This window comes from Cohnella rhizoplanae (assembly GCF_948329515.1).
Classification (GTDB): domain Bacteria; phylum Bacillota; class Bacilli; order Paenibacillales; family Paenibacillaceae; genus Cohnella; species Cohnella rhizoplanae.
Map to the genome: position 1 here is coordinate 350,712 of NZ_CAOJCN010000002.1, position 14,959 is coordinate 365,670.

Consider the following 14,959-nt stretch of genomic DNA (forward strand, 5'->3'; position numbering starts at 1 on the left):
ACCGCCCGGATGCCTGCATAGTATGAGGCAGATCACATTCGGGAAGGAGCCTCACATGAAGACGTCCAAATCCGGGAAGAAAAAGCGGCAGACGAGAAAGCCGCTTTACTTTGTAGATAACCCCAACCAGCAGGAATTGACATGGGTGGAAGAGCTCCGTTCGGGCGAACAAGATAAGCTCGGACTGCATAGCGCCCCCGCGGTTTTGCAAGAGAACGCGAAGGCCGAGGGTCCGGCGGCGCCGCCGTCTCAAGCCGATCCTGCGGCATCGGCGGGAAGCGGCCATGATTCCGCCTCGACTACGGTTCCGGCACCGGCATCCGTCGCCGTTCCCCACACACCATCCGCCGCCCCAGCCCCGAAAAAGGAGGCTTTTCAGCCTTATCTGAAGCGGGATGCCGACGGGGGGGCAAGGCGCAACAATAAACTCCGGCCCAGAGTCGAAGGCGCGAAGACATCCGCTCCCATGCCGTCCGCTCTGATCCCGTCCGATCAGGACGGCTTCTACGCGACGTCGGATGAGAGCCGGCAGGCGTTTCATCCGGAGGAATTCGTATCGGTAACCGAGCTCGCCCCCGAGGGCGCTCCGCCAGCGCCGTCCGCGACGCGGGCAGCATCTGGCGCATCGTCTTCTTCGAGCGCTTCGGCAACGCCGCCGCCGTTCGTGCCGCCCCAGGCGCCGCAGGCACCGATTGAAGCTTCTCGGCCCGCGGTATCCGAGGGACCTGCGGCGCCGACGAACTCTGCCGCGTCCGGCGACGGTTATCCGGAGGCCGGAACCGCGCAGCAGAATGCCTTCGTCACCGGCTATGTCGCCCAATCCGCGACCGAAGACCGCGAGGTCCGCTACGGCAAGCTGCTCGAACAGCGGGTACCCGGCAAGCCCAAGCCGCTCGTCTATACGGACGACCTCGCGGACGCGTCTGTCGCCGAGAGCAAGCTCGCGCCGCGCGCCGTTCGCTCCGTGCATATCGACAGCGAAGCGGTGACGACGGCGCAGCTGGCCGACTATGCCGTCTCTCAGATCAAACTCGCGGACCGCTCGGTCAGCGGGCAGAAGATCGCGCAGGAGACGATCACGGGCGAGCATCTGGCGAAAAACGCCGTCTCCGGCCAAAAGCTGCGCGACAAGTCCGTAACGGGCGACAAGCTGAAGGACGGCAGCATCACGTCGGAGAAATTGGCGGACCGGATCATCAGCGGCGACAAGCTGGCCGAACGCTCGATCGAGGCGAAGCATCTGTCGCTGTCGGTCATCACGTCGGAGCTGCTGCAGGAGCAGTCGATCACGTCCGACAAGATCAAGCGGGGCGCCGTCCAGACGGAAAACCTGTCGCACGAGAGCGTGGACACCGCGAAGCTGGCCGACGGCGCCGTGATCGCCGCCAAGATTCGCGACAGCGCCGTGAACGGGTCTAAAATCGCGGCGGGCGCGATCGGCTCCGAGCATCTGCAGGCGGGTCTCATCCTGTCCGAACATGTCGCGAGCGGCGCGCTGCAAGGCAGGCATATCGCCGCCGGCGCGGTCGGCGCCGACCGTCTGGCGAGCGGCGCGGTAGGAACGGACCAACTGGCCGACGGCGCCGTGACCGGCGACAAGATCGCCGAAGGCGCCATCGGTCCGGCGCATCTGGCAGCGGCCTCCGTGCTGTCGGACCAATTGGCCGCGGGCGCCGTCGAAGCCCCGCATATCGCGGATGGCGCCGTCGGCGCCGGCAAGCTCGCGGACGAGGCCGTATATGGCCGGCATATCGCTCCCGGCGCCGTCGGGGCTCAGCATCTTGCCAAGGGCAGCGTCGGAGCCGACCAGCTCGCGCCGGGAGCGGTGGACACGGCGTCCATCCGGGCCAATGCGGTCACCGGCGACCAGCTGGCGCACGGCGCGGTCGGCGAGCAGCAGCTCGCCATACATTCGATCTCGGCGCAGCACCTGAACGACCATGCCGTGACTTCGCTTAAGCTGGCGCCGGAGTCGGTCACGGGCGAGAAGCTCGCGGATCTGTCGGTGGCCGCCGCGAAGCTGGCGGACGGCAGCGTCACGACGGCGAAGCTCGCGCCTGGCGCCGTCGTACGCACGGCCATCGCCAAAGGAGCGATCGGTCCAAGCGAGCTCGCGGAGGGCGCGATCGGCGAGGCGCATCTAAGCGCGGGCAGCGTGCGGGCCGAAGCGATCCAGACCGGCGCAGTCGGCGCGGAGCAGCTGGCGGAAGGCAGCGTGGGGAATGCCAAGCTGGCGAGGGACTCGGTCGGAGCCGAGCAGCTGCGCTATGGCGCAGTCACCGGGACCGCGCTGTCCGAGGGCGCCGTCTCCGGCTATCATCTCACGCAGGACAGCGTGGGGACGGAGATGCTCGTCGCGGGCTCGGTGACGACGGAGAAGCTGGCCGAATCGAGCGTGACGGGCGTGAAGCTGGCGCCGGGCGCGGTGGAGGGCCGTCATCTGACGGCGGGCAGCGTGAGCGCGGGGGCTATCGCCGCGGGATCGGTCTCTTCCGATAAGTTGGCCCCGGGCAGCGTCACGCGCGAAGCGCTGGCCCAGAATTCGGTCGGCGGGGCGCAGCTGGACGCGATGAGCGTCGGCGAAGCCCAGCTGCAGCCGGAGGCCGTGAAGGGGATCCATCTCGGCAGAGGCGCCGTATCCCTGCGCCACCTGTCGTCCGACATGCTCAAGATCGCCGCGCTGGCGGAGAGCCGGATCGACGCGGAGCGGATCGAGGAAGCTGCGGTCACCGCGTACCATCTTCGCTCCAATGCCGTAACGGCGGAGAAGCTGGCGGTCGGGGCGGTCACCTCGGAGAAGCTCTCCGACGGCATCGTAACCGCGGAGAAGCTGGCGGAAGGCTCGGTAACCGGCGACAAGCTGGCGGACGACAGCGTCTCCTCCTCTAATATCGTGAACGGCGCGGTCGGCCGCGAGCATCTGGCGGCGGGCATCGTCGGTCCCGGGCAGCTCGACCCGAATCTGCTGGCCGCACTGTCGGCTGCGGGCGCGCCGATCGGCCAGGGAAGACTGCTGGCCGACTCCGTCGGAGCGGAGCAGTTAAAGGACGGCGCGGTCACGCTCGGCAAGCTGGCGGCGGGCAGCGTGGAGACGGCGGCTCTGACGGACGGGAGCGTGACCGGCCCGAAGCTTGCAGCCGGCAGCGTGGAGGCGACCGCGCTGGCGCAAGGCAGCGTCACCTCCGCCAAGCTGGCGGCGGGCAGCGTAGGTTCCGCTGCGCTGGCTAAGGGCAGCGTCACGTTCGGCAAGCTCGCGGCGGACAGCGTGGACGCAGCGGCGCTGGCCGAAGGCAGCGTGACGGCCGCCAAGCTGGCGGCGGGCAGCGTCGGCTCCGCATCGCTCGCGGCGGGCAGCGTCACGCTAGGCAAGCTGGCCGCGGAGAGCGTGGACGCGGCAGCGCTGGCAGAAGGCAGCGTGACGTCCGTCAAGTTGGCGGCGGGCAGCGTCGGCTCGGCGGCTTTGGCCAGGGGCAGCGTCACGCTCGGCAAGCTGGCTGCGAACAGCGTAGACGCCAAAGTCCTGGCCGAAGGCAGCGTCACCGCGAGCAAGCTGGCGGCGGGCAGCGTGGATGCGAAGGCGCTGGCTGAAGGCGGCGTCACCGCGAGCAAGCTGGCGGCAGGCAGCGTGGATGCGAAGGCGCTGGCCGAGGGCGGCATCACCGCGAGCAAGCTGGCGGCGGGCAGCGTGGATACGAAGGCGCTGGCCGAAGGCGGCATCACCGCGAGCAAGCTGGCGGCGGGCAGCGTGGGCACGGCGGCGCTGGTCGACGACAGCGTGACGGCAAGCAAACTGGCGGCGGGCAGCGTCGATGCGAAAGCCTTGGCCGAGGGCGGCGTTACCGCGAGCAAGCTGGCCGCGGGCAGCGTAGAGACGGACGCCCTGGCCGAGGGCGGCGTGACGGCGAGCAAGCTGGCGGCAGGCAGCGTAGGTACGGATGCGCTGGCCGAAGGCAGCGTCACCGCGGGCAAGCTGGCGGCCGGCGTAGTGGCGACGGAAGCGCTCGCCGAGAGCAGCGTGACGGCAAGCAAGCTGGCGGTCGGCAGCGTGGAGACGAACGCGCTAGCTCAAGGCAGCGTCATTGCGAGCAAGCTGGCGGCGAGAAGCGTGGAGACGGATGCGCTGGCCGAAGGAAGCATCACGTCGAGCAAGCTGGCGGCGGGCAGCGTGAATAAGGCTGCGCTTGCGAAAGGCAGCGTGACGACGAGCAAACTGGCGGAAGGCAGCGTGGATACGTCGGCGCTGGCCGAAGGCAGCGTGACGTCCGGCAAGCTGGCGCTAGGCAGCGTGGATGCGTCGATCCTGGCCGAAGGCAGCGTGACGGCGAGCAAGCTGGCGGAAGGCAGCGTGGATACGTCGGCGCTGGCCGATGGCAGCGTGACGGCGAGCAAGCTGGCGGAAGGCAGCGTGGATACGTCGGCGCTGGCCGAAGGCAGCGTGACGTCCGGCAAGCTGGCGGTCGGCAGCGTGGATGTGTCGATTCTGGCCGAGGGCAGCGTCACCACGAGCAAGCTGGCGGAAGGCAGCGTGGATGCGTCGATTCTGGCCGAGGGCAGCGTCACGACGAGCAAGCTGGCGGAAGGCAGCGTGGATACGTCGGCGCTGGCCGAAAGGAGCGTTACGTCCGGCAAGCTGGCGGAAGGCAGCGTGACGTCCGACAAGCTCGCGGCAGGCAGCGTAGATGCGTCTGCGCTTGCTGACGGCAGCGTGACATTCGCCAAACTCGCGGACGGCGTTTTGGAAGCCTCGGCGCTAGCCGACGGCAGCGTAACATCCGCGAAGCTGGCCGCGGGCAGCGTGGACGCCACGGCGCTGGCCGGAGGCAGCGTCACCTCCGACAAGCTGGCGGCAGGCAGCGTCCAATCCTCGGCGCTCGCGTTTTTCGCGGTCGGCACGAACCAACTGGAGAACAGCGCGGTGACGTTCGATAAGCTGGCGGCGGGCAGCGTCGGCACCGTGCACATCGAGGAAAGATCCGTGGACGGCGGCAAGCTGGCCGAGAGCAGCGTCGATTCGGGGCATATTCGCCAAGGCGCGATTCTGGCCTACCACCTTGGCGAAGGCGCCGTGGAACGGGAAGCGCTGGGCGAGTGGAGCGTGAACGCGAGCAAGCTGGCGCCGGGCGCGGTCGGCAGCGAGCAGCTGGCCGAGGGCGCAGTCGGCGGGGATAAGCTGCAAAGCGACAGCGTGAACAACGCGCACATCGCCGCCGGCGCCGTGACCTTCGACAAGCTCGCGCCGGAGATCGGCGGCCTGCTCACCGATCTGAGCGGCGCGCTCCAGACAACGCGGCAGCAGTTGGCCCAGGCGGCGGAGACCAAGCAAGAAGCGCCGGCGCTCCCGATGCTCGCCGTCGCGGCCGCCGTACCGGGCGTGGGGCTCGCGTTCGGCCACGCGAATTATGACTTCGGCGGCAACGAGGACCGGATCGAGGTATCGGTGACATTCGATGCGCCTTACGCGGACGACGCCTATGTCGTATTCGCGATGGCGGACCATCCGGGCTGCGTATGCACGTTGAAGCACAAGACCGCGGCCGGCGCTACGTTCGACGTTTGCCGCACGCGGCTATCCCCCGCGCCGAGCGGCCGCATCCAGTGGATGTCCGTCGGCGCCGGAACGAACTGAACCGATCTTCCTGGAGCCTTCGCTCCGCCTCGCGGCGGCGGCGGAGGCTTTGGTGCGCTTCGCATGATCCTGCATCCAAGAGTGGTACGGGCTCCTGCCTCTCGTACAAGTGCCGTTGCGTATGGACACGTTGCACATAAGATGTCCTGTACACTGCTGCCTGACAGGGGGGGATTCGATGAAGGATCGGACCGGCAGCGACAGATTCCCGCGTCGGCGGCGCGCACGGCCTCCCGCTCACAGGAAGCGGGCCCTTCCCGCGGGCAAAGGCAGGGCGTCCGCCCGGCCTGCGAGGAGAACCGCGCGGCGACCGTCCGCGGCAGCGGAGCCGGGGGCCGTCCAGGGCGCGGACCGGACAGGCGCCCGCGGAGAAGAGGCTTGGCGCCCGCCCGCGGTCTCGGTCATCATTCCGGTGATGAACGAGAAGCGGACGCTTGCCCGCGTCATCCGAGAGGCGTACCGCGTCCATCCGCGCACCGAGGTCATCGCCGTCCTCAACGGCTCGACCGACGGCTCCCTCGCGATCGCCAAGGCGAGCGGCGCCCGCGTGCTAGCGTTCGACCGCCCGCTCGGCCATGACGTCGGCCGGGCCGTAGGGGCGCGCGAAGCGGCGGGAGATACGCTCTTGTTCGTCGATGCGGATATGGTTATACCGGCAGCCCGGCTGCGGGATTTCACCGAGGCGATCGAGCGCGGCACGGATATCGCCCTGAACGATTATTCGGGACCGCGCAAGCGACCGGTCGTGCACAATGTCATCCTGGCGAAGCACGCGCTGAACGCGCTGCTCGGCAGGCCGGATCTGGAGGGCGCGTCGATGACCGCCGTGCCCCACGCGATGAGCCGCCGCGCGCTGGCCGCGATCGGCGCGGAGGCGCTCGCCGTGCCGCCGCTGGCGATGACGAAGGCGATTCACGCAGGCATGAACATCAAGCGGGTCCGGCATATCGACGTCGGCTCGCTCAACAGGCCCCGGACGAAGCGCGAGCGGACCGGATCGCTGGAGCCGCTCATCATCGGCGATCATCTGGAGGCGATCGGCTGGTGGCTGAAACGCGATGGCAGCGGGCCGCCGAAGCCGGCCGCCGAAGCGCTTGGAGGTGACGGCGCATGAGAAACGGAGTCTCTGCCGGAAGCATGAAGAAGTCTTTTAAAGGAAAGCGGCCCCGGAAGGTTCCCGCGGGCGGCCGGACGGTCGGCCGCGCTGCCAGTCGCACGGGGAGCAGGCGTCCGCTGGCCGCCCGCCCCGGCGCTGGCCGAAGACAGCGGCGTTCCGCCAGGACGCACCGGCAGTCGGCTTCCGGCCGGATCAGCCGCGCATTCGCAGCGAAGGCCGCCGGCAGCGCGGCCGCTCGCTGGCAGCGCGAAGGCGCGGCGGACGGCGCGGCATGGCGCGCGGCGCATCCGGCCGGAACGGCCGAGGAGCTATGGCCGTACGCGCAGCGCGCATGGACGGAAAAAGCGCATGGCAGCCTCGCATCCGCATCGAGGGCGGAGCGGAAGCGGCTGTGCCGGGACGGCTCGGCCTATGCGGCGGGAATCCGGCAAGGCAGCGGGATGGAGGTGCCAGGGGAGCTCCTCCCCCTGAAGGGCACGGCGTCGGCCGTCGTCTATGCGGGCGCGGACGCCCAGCGGCTCCGCGCGGTGCTGGCCGAGCTGGAGCGTCTTCCCCTCGTCGAGATCGTCGTCGTGCTCGGCCCGGACGCGCTGCCGATGCAGGCGGAGCTGCTGTCGCACCCCCGGATCGTGACCGTGGGTTCGCCGGACGGCTACGCAAGCCCCCATGCGGCGCGGGCTGCCGGCGCCAGGCTGACGGGCGCCGACACGGTGCTGTTCGCGGACGGCGCGGAGCCTTGCCCTGCGAGGCTGCTCGGCTTGCTCCTCGTCGAAGCCGATGCCGGCGCGGACGCGGTCTTGAGCGACAGGACGGCCCAAGAGGGCACGTTCGACCGCCGCGGCGGGGCTTCGTGGCTGCGGGAGTTCCTTAATGTCACGCTCGGCAAACCGGGGCTGCGCGCCAACGCCGTCGGCGGCGTTCCCTTCGCCTTGTCGCGGCGGGCGCTCGACGCGATCGGGCCGGAAGCGCTCGAGATGCCGGCTAGGGCGCAGGCGTCATTGCTTGCTTCGGGCCTTCGCGTCGCGGTATGCGATGACGTCCCTTTTTCCGGAGAACGGGATTCGCCGTCATCCGCCGCCGACTATCATACGGCCGCATGGCTGGATTGTCTGTCGGCGCGAGGCGCGAGGCTCGGATTCCCCGATCATAAGCGCAATCGGCAAGCGATCGGAGGCGGAGGAGATGGATCGGACGACGGTCGTCATCCCCAGCTATAACGGATCCGCCGGGCTTCGCGATTGCGTGAACGCGGTACGCGCCGATGCGGACGGTCCTGTGGAAGTGATCGCGGTAGCGGTGGGCCGTACGCCGGATACGGCGGTCTGGTGCGGCCGCGACGGGATCGCCTGTATCGCCCTGTCTGCCGAGATTGGCGTGGTCGAAGCCTGCAATAAGGGGATGCGGCTCGCGACGTCGGACCGGATCGTCGTGCTGGGGGAGGAATGGCTCGTACTCCCCGGCTGGTTGGCCGCCTTGAACGAGGCGCTGGGCGCGGGCAACCGCGGCGGCTTGGCATGGATGCCGGATCCTGGGGATGGCGATGGCCGCGATTCCAAGACCCCGGCGGAGGCGCGGATCGGAGAGGCTTGTATCGCTGTGCGCAGACGGGCGATCGATCGGATCGGCTTGCTCGACCCCCGCTACCGCAGCATCGCCTGGGCATTCGCCGATTACGCGCTGCGCGCGCGGCTGTACGGCTGCGAACCGAGGCTGACGGAGACGCGGATCGTTCGTCGCTCGGGCACGCCGAGCCATGCGCGAGGGGACGCCCGTCCCGGCGAGGAGGCGCTCGACCGGCAGACGTTTGCCGAGAAATGGAGTCTGGATTCGCTCGCCTTAATATGAAGGAGGGGTGGCTTTGAAAGCCGTAATATTGGCTGGCGGCTCGGGAACGCGGCTGAAGCCGTTGACGTACTGGACGAACAAGCATTTGCTGCCCGTCGGCAAGTATCCGATGATCTGTTATGGCATCGCGAGGCTGCGCGAGGCGGGCGTAAGGGATATCGTGCTTGTCACGGGGCGCGCCTGGCTCGGCGATTTTGTCGACGTGCTGGGCAGCGGACGCGATTGGGGCGTCTCGATCGTATACCGCGTCCAGGAGGAGGCGGGCGGCATCGCGCAGGCGCTGGAGCTGGCCCGCCCGCTGCTGGCTCCCGGCGAGAAGTTCGCGGTTCTGCTCGGGGACAATTTGTTCGCGGAGTCGGTCGCTCCGTACTTCAAGGACTTCGCGCAGCAAAAGGAAGGCGCGATGGTGCTCATCTACCCGGTGGACGACCCGCGCCGTTACGGCGTCCCCGAGATGGATGAGGCGGGGGGCAAGATCGTCCATATCGAGGAGAAGCCGGAGAATCCAGCTTCCTCCTATTGCGTGACGGGACTGTATATGTATCATACGGACGTATTCGACATCATCGACGGCATCAAGCCCTCGCAGCGAGGCGAGCTCGAGATCACGGACGTGAACAATGCCTACGCGCACGCGGGCAAGCTGACGTTCCGCGAGCTGTCGGGCTGGTGGAACGACGCCGGCACGTTCGAGTCGCTGGAGGAAGCGAGCGGGCAGCTGAAGGGCGTATTGCCTTGAAAAGGGCCGTCCGCGCGCGAAGCGGGGCTCGTGGGAAACGGTCCAGGGCGCGGGGAAGGCAAGCCGGGAGGCGGGGCGCCGCCAGGCGAAAGGGAAGAATGCGCCGCAGACGAATAAAGCCGCTTGTGCCGAGAGATGCGGGCGAGGCCAGGCAGCTGGAGTCTCCCGGTTACGAAGAGGGATACCAGGAAGGCTTGTACGACGGCGGCGAACGCTTGCTCGAAGCCGCCATGCCGGGCGATCTGATCGTGCCGGACGTCTCGGTGGCCGAGCTCGTCGCCGCGGGCTTGCCGCATGTGCTGCATCGCGGCATCCGGCTGATCGGGCCGGAAGCGCTCTGCGCGGAGATCGAGACCGCGCTGGCGGCGGGCAAGCCGTTCAGCGTCGTGCGGCTGGGCGACGGCGAGCTGCTTACGCTGGCGCAGGATACGGTGAAGCCGGCGGCGCAGATCGCGCGGGAGAGTCCCTTTCTGTCTTATGCGGGCGTGGACGCGCCGGACGGAGGGGCCAGAGACGCGCTGGCCGCGGCAATCCGCATGGCGACGGTCGTCGGCGTGCCGTTGTCGCGCCGTCCCAACTACCAGCCGCTCCTGTTCGAGGCGCTCAGACGCAACGGCGTGGCTCCCGAATCGCTGCGGCTGACCAGCTCCATGATTAATTATTCGCTGTACGAGTCCGGACTGCTGATGCGGCTCCTCGCGGGGAAGCGAATCGCCATCGTGGGCAATAGCGCCGAGGCGCTGGCGCGCGCGCTGCGCGGCAGAGGCATCGACGTCGTGCATACGGTCGCGCCGGTCGACGGCATTGCGGATGCGTCGAGCGCGGAGGACAGGGCCTGCGCAGTGTCCTTCGACCTGGCCCTCGTGTCGGCCGGCATCGCGGCGGTGCCGATCTGCGTCGGGCTAGCAGAGCGCACGGGCAAGGCCGCGATCGACTTCGGCCATATGGCCGACAGGCTGGGCGGCGTGGCCGTCCCCGCCATCGTGTAGCGCCGGCCGGCAGTCTTCAAGAAAGGAGGCAGACGCGGATGAACAAAAAACGAGCCTCGCCCGGCGGAAGACGCTCCCGCCGGCCGCGTCAAGGACGGCGCGCCGCGCGCGGCCCGCGCGTCCGGGCGCTGCCGGGCTTCGGGGACGGCTACGGCAACGGTTATCGCGAGGGCGTACAAGCGGGACTTCAGAGCTTCGACACGCTTTTCGACGGTACCAGCATTATCATCCCTACGTTTAATCAGCAGGAGCTGCTTAGACGCTGCATCAACAGCATCGTGCGGCACACGGAGCCGTCCTACGAGATCATCGTCGTCGACAACGGCTCGACGGATGGCACGGCCGAATATCTTAAGAAGCTCGGCGGGACCGTCCGGTACCGGGCGCTGGAGCGCAATCTGGGTTTTGCCGGCGCCTGTAATATCGGACTCATGATGGCCAAGGGACAGACGCTGATGCTGCTGAACAACGACACCCTCGTCACCGAGAATTGGCTGGATAACCTGCTTGCCTGTCTGAACAGCGATCCGGACATCGGCATGGTCGGGCCCGTGACGAACTTTATCAGCGGAGAACAGCAGATCCCGGTTCCTTATTCGGAAATTCACGATATGCAGGCGTTCGCCGCGGGGTTCAACCGCCGCAATCCGGACCGATGGCAGGAGACGGAGCGTCTCGTGGGGTTCTGCGTGCTGATGCGGCGAGAGACGTTCTTGCGGGTCGGCTACCTGGACGAAGGATTCGAGCTGGGCAACTTCGAGGACGACGACTTCAATATTCGCGTGAGGCTCCTCGGACAGCGCCTCGTCATCGCCGGGGACACCTTCATCCATCACGTCGGGAGCGTCAGCATCCGCGCGCTGGGAGACGGCTTCAACCAAATTCATACGAAAAACGAGCGCTACTATCTCGACAAATGGCGGGGCTGGCAGCAGTGGGCGGGCATCGGAATCGCAGCCTCGCAGCCGGCGGAAGACGGTCGGTCCGGTTCGCGCCCTCCGTTGGGACTCAGCGTACTGTTCCCTAGCGGGATTGCCGTGCAGGCGGCAGATGCCAACGTCTATTGGGTCGAGGGAGGCGAGCGCAGACGCGTAGAAGGCGTTCTGCCGTTCGAATCGGTAAAGCTGTCGCGCATCGACCTTCGCCGGTGGCCGATCGGGGAGCCGATCGCAGCGGAGGAAGCGGCCGCTCGCTGGTCGGGCGCAGCTGCGGATGCGGCAGGAAGCCTGGGCCGGGCGTGCGCGGTCGCGCTGCTGCCGGACGGCACGGCCTACTATCTCGAGGGCGACACGGCGAGGCGGGTGCTCGGTCCCGCTGCGCTTAGGAGCTGGAACCTCCATCTCAAGCCCATGGCGGAGGTGTCGCCCGAGGCGTTGGCGGGCTGGCGCAGCGGCGCGCCCATCATCGCGCTGCCGAAGCTGCTGCAGGCGCTCTGAATGGATGGCCGCAGAACCGTTCAGGTTCGGCGGCTTGTTTTTTTTGCAGGCGGCGGTGAAGCTTCGGGGTGGCAAACGGGCAAGCGCCGCATAAGATGATGGAGGCATGAATCGGCGTCAACGGCATGTACGATAGCGCGGAGGACGGTGGCGGGGCCATGCAAAACTTATTGACCGAAGTGGCGGTTCACCTTTCCCATTCCCACCAGCACATGGCGCGCATTCTCGACGCGAAGCGCCAGGTCGCGGTCCGGATGTCGCAGATGGTGACGGCCATTCCGGATATGCATCCCGAATTAAGCGGGCTTGAGGGGCTGCTGGAGGGCTCGGCGGACGTTACCAAAAATATTATTGCCTACGTGGTCGGACTGGCCGACATGCACGACGCGCTGGCGGACAGCCTCGAGCAGATCGTGAAGGCGGCGAACATTCCCGACGAAGAATAACGGGCGGGCTTCGCAGGGAGGAGAGCAGCGATGACGAGAGAAGAAGCCTACTATAATACATTGAACGCGATCGCCAAGATGCAGTGGAACATGGCGATGATCCTGGAAGCGAAGGCCTTCGAGGCGGAAAAGGTGCGCAACTGGCTGTGCATGCACGTGACGACGGACTCCATTCCGGACCATGCCTCGAACCTGTCCACCTCCCTGAAGATCCACGAGCAGAACGTGGAGCTGATCGAGAGCCTCACCAAGCTGTGCCAGGGCATGAACCGCAGCATGAAAACGATCCTCTCGCCGGGCGGCGACGATGAGGATGGCGGTATGTCCGGTCTGCTCGACGGCTTCGGAGGCAGCGACTCGGACGGATGAGCCGGCTGAACGCGGAGTGGGAGGCCAAACTCTCCATGCTGAAGGCGATCGCGCGAAGCCAGGAAGCGATGGCGCGCATGCTGGAGAGCGCGGCTGACGTCAGCGCGGCGGGAGACCCGTCCGCGGCCGTGCTCCGCGAGCACGTGCGGGTGCTCACGGGCCTGCAGGCCGCGATGGCGAGGAGCGTGGCGGGCGTCTCCTGGGCGCAGCCCAAGCAGGGCGTGCCTGCCGGGCCGTGGCTGAAGAAGGCGGCGGCCGTACGTTTTACCGTCGTCAAGTTGCGCGAGGACGGCGGACGCCGAGGCTGAATCTGAGAAGGAGGAGAGCCGCGATGGAGGAATTGCTGGCGGTGCAGGCGTTGCGGAGCAAGAGCCGGGCCAAGGCGGGACGGACGGGGCGTCCGGTGCGCAGGAAGCGTGCGGGCGTCGTCAGGCGGAAGCCGGGCATGAGGAAGCGGGCCACTGCCGGAAGCAAGCGTCGGGTCGGCCGCGTCAGGAGCCGCAAGCGCGGGACGGCGGACCGCGGCGTCAGCTTCAACCAGGCGTACAACGAAGGCTACAACGCCGGTTTCGCAAAGGGCTTCGAGGACGGGCATCAGTTGGCTTACGATCAGCAGGTGTAAAAGGCGATTGAGTTGGCGGAAAAAATGAACTATTGACGAAAATTGCCGATTGATTATATACTATCCAAAAATAGGATATCGATGATGCGAGGAAGCACCCGCAGACGAACCACACGTCGCTCGTGCTTCCTTTTTTATGCCGATTTTGCGAGGTGTCGCGGATTGCATGGCGGCAAGGGTAGCGTAGTGCCAAGCGAGACAGGACGATTAGGCATGAGCCCGCGAGGCGTAAGTCGCTTGTCTCGAAGCGATAAGTGCTGAAAGGCATTTATTTTATACAATCAGGTCGGTTGTACCGCAATTAGCTGCTAATAAGCAGTTAATCCGTCTCAAATGAGCGTGAAGAGCAAAAATACCGGCAATTAAATGCCTTTCGGCAACTAATGGATTGTTGTTTTGGATGGCGTGTGAAATTAAATGCTTTTCGGCAACTATTTTTAGCATATCAACCATACGAAACGGGGGATTTGTAACGATGCGGCAATATGGATGGGTGAAGAAGAAAGGACAAGCATCGCGGCTTGTATTGATCTCGGTCATATTGACGGCGGCTCTGATGCGCACATCTGCTGTGCATGGTGCCGACCCGTCAAAGTCAACCCCAGTCGCTCAGACAGCGGTCAGCACGACTTCGAGTTTTAGCGATATCGCCAATCATTGGGCCAAGCAAGCCATCGAGACAGCGATCACTAAGGGATACGTTAAAGGGTACCCTGACGGCACCTTTAAACCAAACAAAGAAGTCACGCGCGCCGAGTTCGTGAAGATGGTTACGGATTCTATGCATCTGCCTGTCCCGGCGACGACCAAGGGCGAGAAGTGGTACTTGCCATACGTAAGTGCCCTGAAGAGTGCTGCACTTCTGCGCGAATCCGACTTAGGAACGGGCTGGGAAGGCGATATGAATCGCACCGAGATGTCCAAACTGCTTGTCCGAGGCACAGATGAAGGGGTGCGCGGCAAGATCGTGACGGACGGCGAGGCGCTGTTCAAGTCTGCCTCGGCCGGGCTGATCGGCGGCATCGCGGACGGTACTTTGAATGAAAAAGGAACGACAACGCGGGCCGAGGCTGTGGCCGTGATCGAGCGTCTCTCGAGCGTCCGGGCTGGTGGCAAACTGACGGTGGATAAGAATGCCGTGCAGAACGCGGCCATTATCTACAAGGGAACGAATCTGGAGGAAGCCTGGGGCGTTAAACCGATTACGCTGCCGGCGAAGCTAGATTTCGGTCCGCAGGTGAACGTGACGCTAGATAAAATGGTTGTTATTGATTTGGATGATCCGAAGTCGCCACTGCGGAAACGGGCGATCAACCTAAAAAGCGTATTCGATGGCAGCTTCTTCAAAATGGATGCCTATATCGTGGCAATGCATTTCAATTTAAAAACAGCAAAAATCTCGTCTGGTATGTGGTCATTTAACGGCAACAAAATTACCCCAATGACAGATACGACCGGGTACCACTGGGTTTATAACGACGTAAATGATGTGGCGAATGACTATTTCCATCCGCTCACGGCAATGAATTTAGCAAAGCAACAAAGCAAAGAAGGTTGGTATGTTATGGCAATTTTGAAAAACTATTTAAAGCAACACCCTGAAAACAAAGAAGTCGTCATTTTTAATGGATTTAAACAAGGTTATGTCTTCTTGAGCAATGAGGCGTAAGGAGGTTTGAAGTCTATTGCGTATTCGGCGTTGGTTAAGTCTCACTTTATTACTAACTTTACTAGCCAGTTTGTTACCTGCACCTTCAGTAACAGAAGCTG

General features: G+C 65.5%; 12 protein-coding genes. All 12 read left to right on the forward strand.

All coding sequences use genetic code 11. The features are described from left to right. Positions 1–55 precede the first annotated feature (55 nt). The 12 genes from PQG80_RS05775 to PQG80_RS05830 all read left to right on the forward strand — a co-directional run bounded on the left by PQG80_RS05775 (position 56) and on the right by PQG80_RS05830 (position 14,858). The gene (locus PQG80_RS05775) at positions 56–5,626 is read left to right on the forward strand and encodes a WIAG-tail domain (RefSeq protein ID WP_271750268.1); all 5,571 of its coding nucleotides are present in this window, start codon (positions 56–58) and stop codon (positions 5,624–5,626) included. 178 nt (positions 5,627–5,804) lie between these two features. Continuing rightward, the gene (locus PQG80_RS05780; RefSeq protein WP_271750269.1) at positions 5,805–6,740 is read left to right on the forward strand and encodes a glycosyltransferase family 2 protein; all 936 of its coding nucleotides are present in this window, start codon (positions 5,805–5,807) and stop codon (positions 6,738–6,740) included. Next, positions 6,737–7,960 (forward strand): hypothetical protein, encoded by a 1,224-nt coding sequence (locus PQG80_RS05785; RefSeq protein ID WP_271750270.1) that lies wholly within the window; start codon positions 6,737–6,739, stop codon positions 7,958–7,960. Before PQG80_RS05780 ends, PQG80_RS05785 begins: the two co-directional genes overlap by 4 nt. Beyond that, the gene (locus PQG80_RS05790) at positions 7,926–8,588 is read left to right on the forward strand and encodes a glycosyltransferase family 2 protein (protein ID WP_271750271.1); all 663 of its coding nucleotides are present in this window, start codon (positions 7,926–7,928) and stop codon (positions 8,586–8,588) included. Before PQG80_RS05785 ends, PQG80_RS05790 begins: the two co-directional genes overlap by 35 nt. A gap of 13 nt (positions 8,589–8,601) precedes the next feature. Beyond that, the gene (locus tag PQG80_RS05795; RefSeq protein ID WP_271750272.1) at positions 8,602–9,327 is read left to right on the forward strand and encodes a sugar phosphate nucleotidyltransferase; all 726 of its coding nucleotides are present in this window, start codon (positions 8,602–8,604) and stop codon (positions 9,325–9,327) included. Between the two features lie 98 nt (positions 9,328–9,425). Continuing rightward, positions 9,426–10,316 carry a GT-D fold domain-containing protein gene (locus PQG80_RS05800; RefSeq protein WP_271750273.1) on the forward strand — a complete coding sequence of 297 codons (891 nt, stop codon included), beginning with the start codon at positions 9,426–9,428 and terminating at the stop codon, positions 10,314–10,316. A 38-nt stretch (positions 10,317–10,354) separates the two neighbouring features. After that, complete coding sequence (locus PQG80_RS05805; protein WP_271750274.1) at positions 10,355–11,752, forward strand: glycosyltransferase family 2 protein; 1,398 nt, start codon at positions 10,355–10,357, stop codon at positions 11,750–11,752. A gap of 158 nt (positions 11,753–11,910) precedes the next feature. Next, positions 11,911–12,198, forward strand: coding sequence for a nucleoside-diphosphate sugar epimerase (locus PQG80_RS05810; RefSeq protein WP_271750275.1), 288 nt, complete (start codon positions 11,911–11,913; stop codon positions 12,196–12,198). A 30-nt stretch (positions 12,199–12,228) separates the two neighbouring features. Then, a complete protein-coding gene (locus tag PQG80_RS05815) occupies positions 12,229–12,567 on the forward strand; it encodes an alpha-helical endospore appendage domain-containing protein (RefSeq protein ID WP_271750276.1) in 339 nt (112 codons plus the stop codon). Continuing rightward, entirely contained in the window at positions 12,564–12,875 is a 312-nt protein-coding gene (locus PQG80_RS05820) for a hypothetical protein (protein WP_271750277.1), read from the forward strand. Before PQG80_RS05815 ends, PQG80_RS05820 begins: the two co-directional genes overlap by 4 nt. A 23-nt stretch (positions 12,876–12,898) precedes the next feature. After that, on the forward strand, positions 12,899–13,189 hold the full coding sequence (locus PQG80_RS05825; RefSeq protein WP_271750278.1) for a hypothetical protein: 291 nt from the start codon (positions 12,899–12,901) through the stop codon (positions 13,187–13,189). A gap of 475 nt (positions 13,190–13,664) precedes the next feature. Further along, the gene (locus PQG80_RS05830; protein ID WP_271750279.1) at positions 13,665–14,858 is read left to right on the forward strand and encodes an S-layer homology domain-containing protein; all 1,194 of its coding nucleotides are present in this window, start codon (positions 13,665–13,667) and stop codon (positions 14,856–14,858) included. Positions 14,859–14,959 lie beyond the last annotated feature (101 nt).

What these genes read in the sequence shown, in the direction of transcription:
- PQG80_RS05800 (WP_271750273.1), top strand. Translation starts at nt 9,426, where the DNA reads ATGCGCCGCAGACGAATAAAGCCGCTTGTGCCGAGAGATGCGGGCGAG.
- PQG80_RS05820 (WP_271750277.1), top strand. Translation starts at nt 12,564, where the DNA reads ATGAGCCGGCTGAACGCGGAGTGGGAGGCCAAACTCTCCATGCTGAAG.
- PQG80_RS05830 (WP_271750279.1), top strand. Translation starts at nt 13,665, where the DNA reads ATGCGGCAATATGGATGGGTGAAGAAGAAAGGACAAGCATCGCGGCTT.
- PQG80_RS05790 (WP_271750271.1), top strand. Translation starts at nt 7,926, where the DNA reads ATGGATCGGACGACGGTCGTCATCCCCAGCTATAACGGATCCGCCGGG.
- PQG80_RS05805 (WP_271750274.1), top strand. Translation starts at nt 10,355, where the DNA reads ATGAACAAAAAACGAGCCTCGCCCGGCGGAAGACGCTCCCGCCGGCCG.
- PQG80_RS05785 (WP_271750270.1), top strand. Translation starts at nt 6,737, where the DNA reads ATGAGAAACGGAGTCTCTGCCGGAAGCATGAAGAAGTCTTTTAAAGGA.
- PQG80_RS05810 (WP_271750275.1), top strand. Translation starts at nt 11,911, where the DNA reads ATGCAAAACTTATTGACCGAAGTGGCGGTTCACCTTTCCCATTCCCAC.
- PQG80_RS05775 (WP_271750268.1), top strand. Translation starts at nt 56, where the DNA reads ATGAAGACGTCCAAATCCGGGAAGAAAAAGCGGCAGACGAGAAAGCCG.
- PQG80_RS05825 (WP_271750278.1), top strand. Translation starts at nt 12,899, where the DNA reads ATGGAGGAATTGCTGGCGGTGCAGGCGTTGCGGAGCAAGAGCCGGGCC.
- PQG80_RS05780 (WP_271750269.1), top strand. Translation starts at nt 5,805, where the DNA reads ATGAAGGATCGGACCGGCAGCGACAGATTCCCGCGTCGGCGGCGCGCA.
- PQG80_RS05815 (WP_271750276.1), top strand. Translation starts at nt 12,229, where the DNA reads ATGACGAGAGAAGAAGCCTACTATAATACATTGAACGCGATCGCCAAG.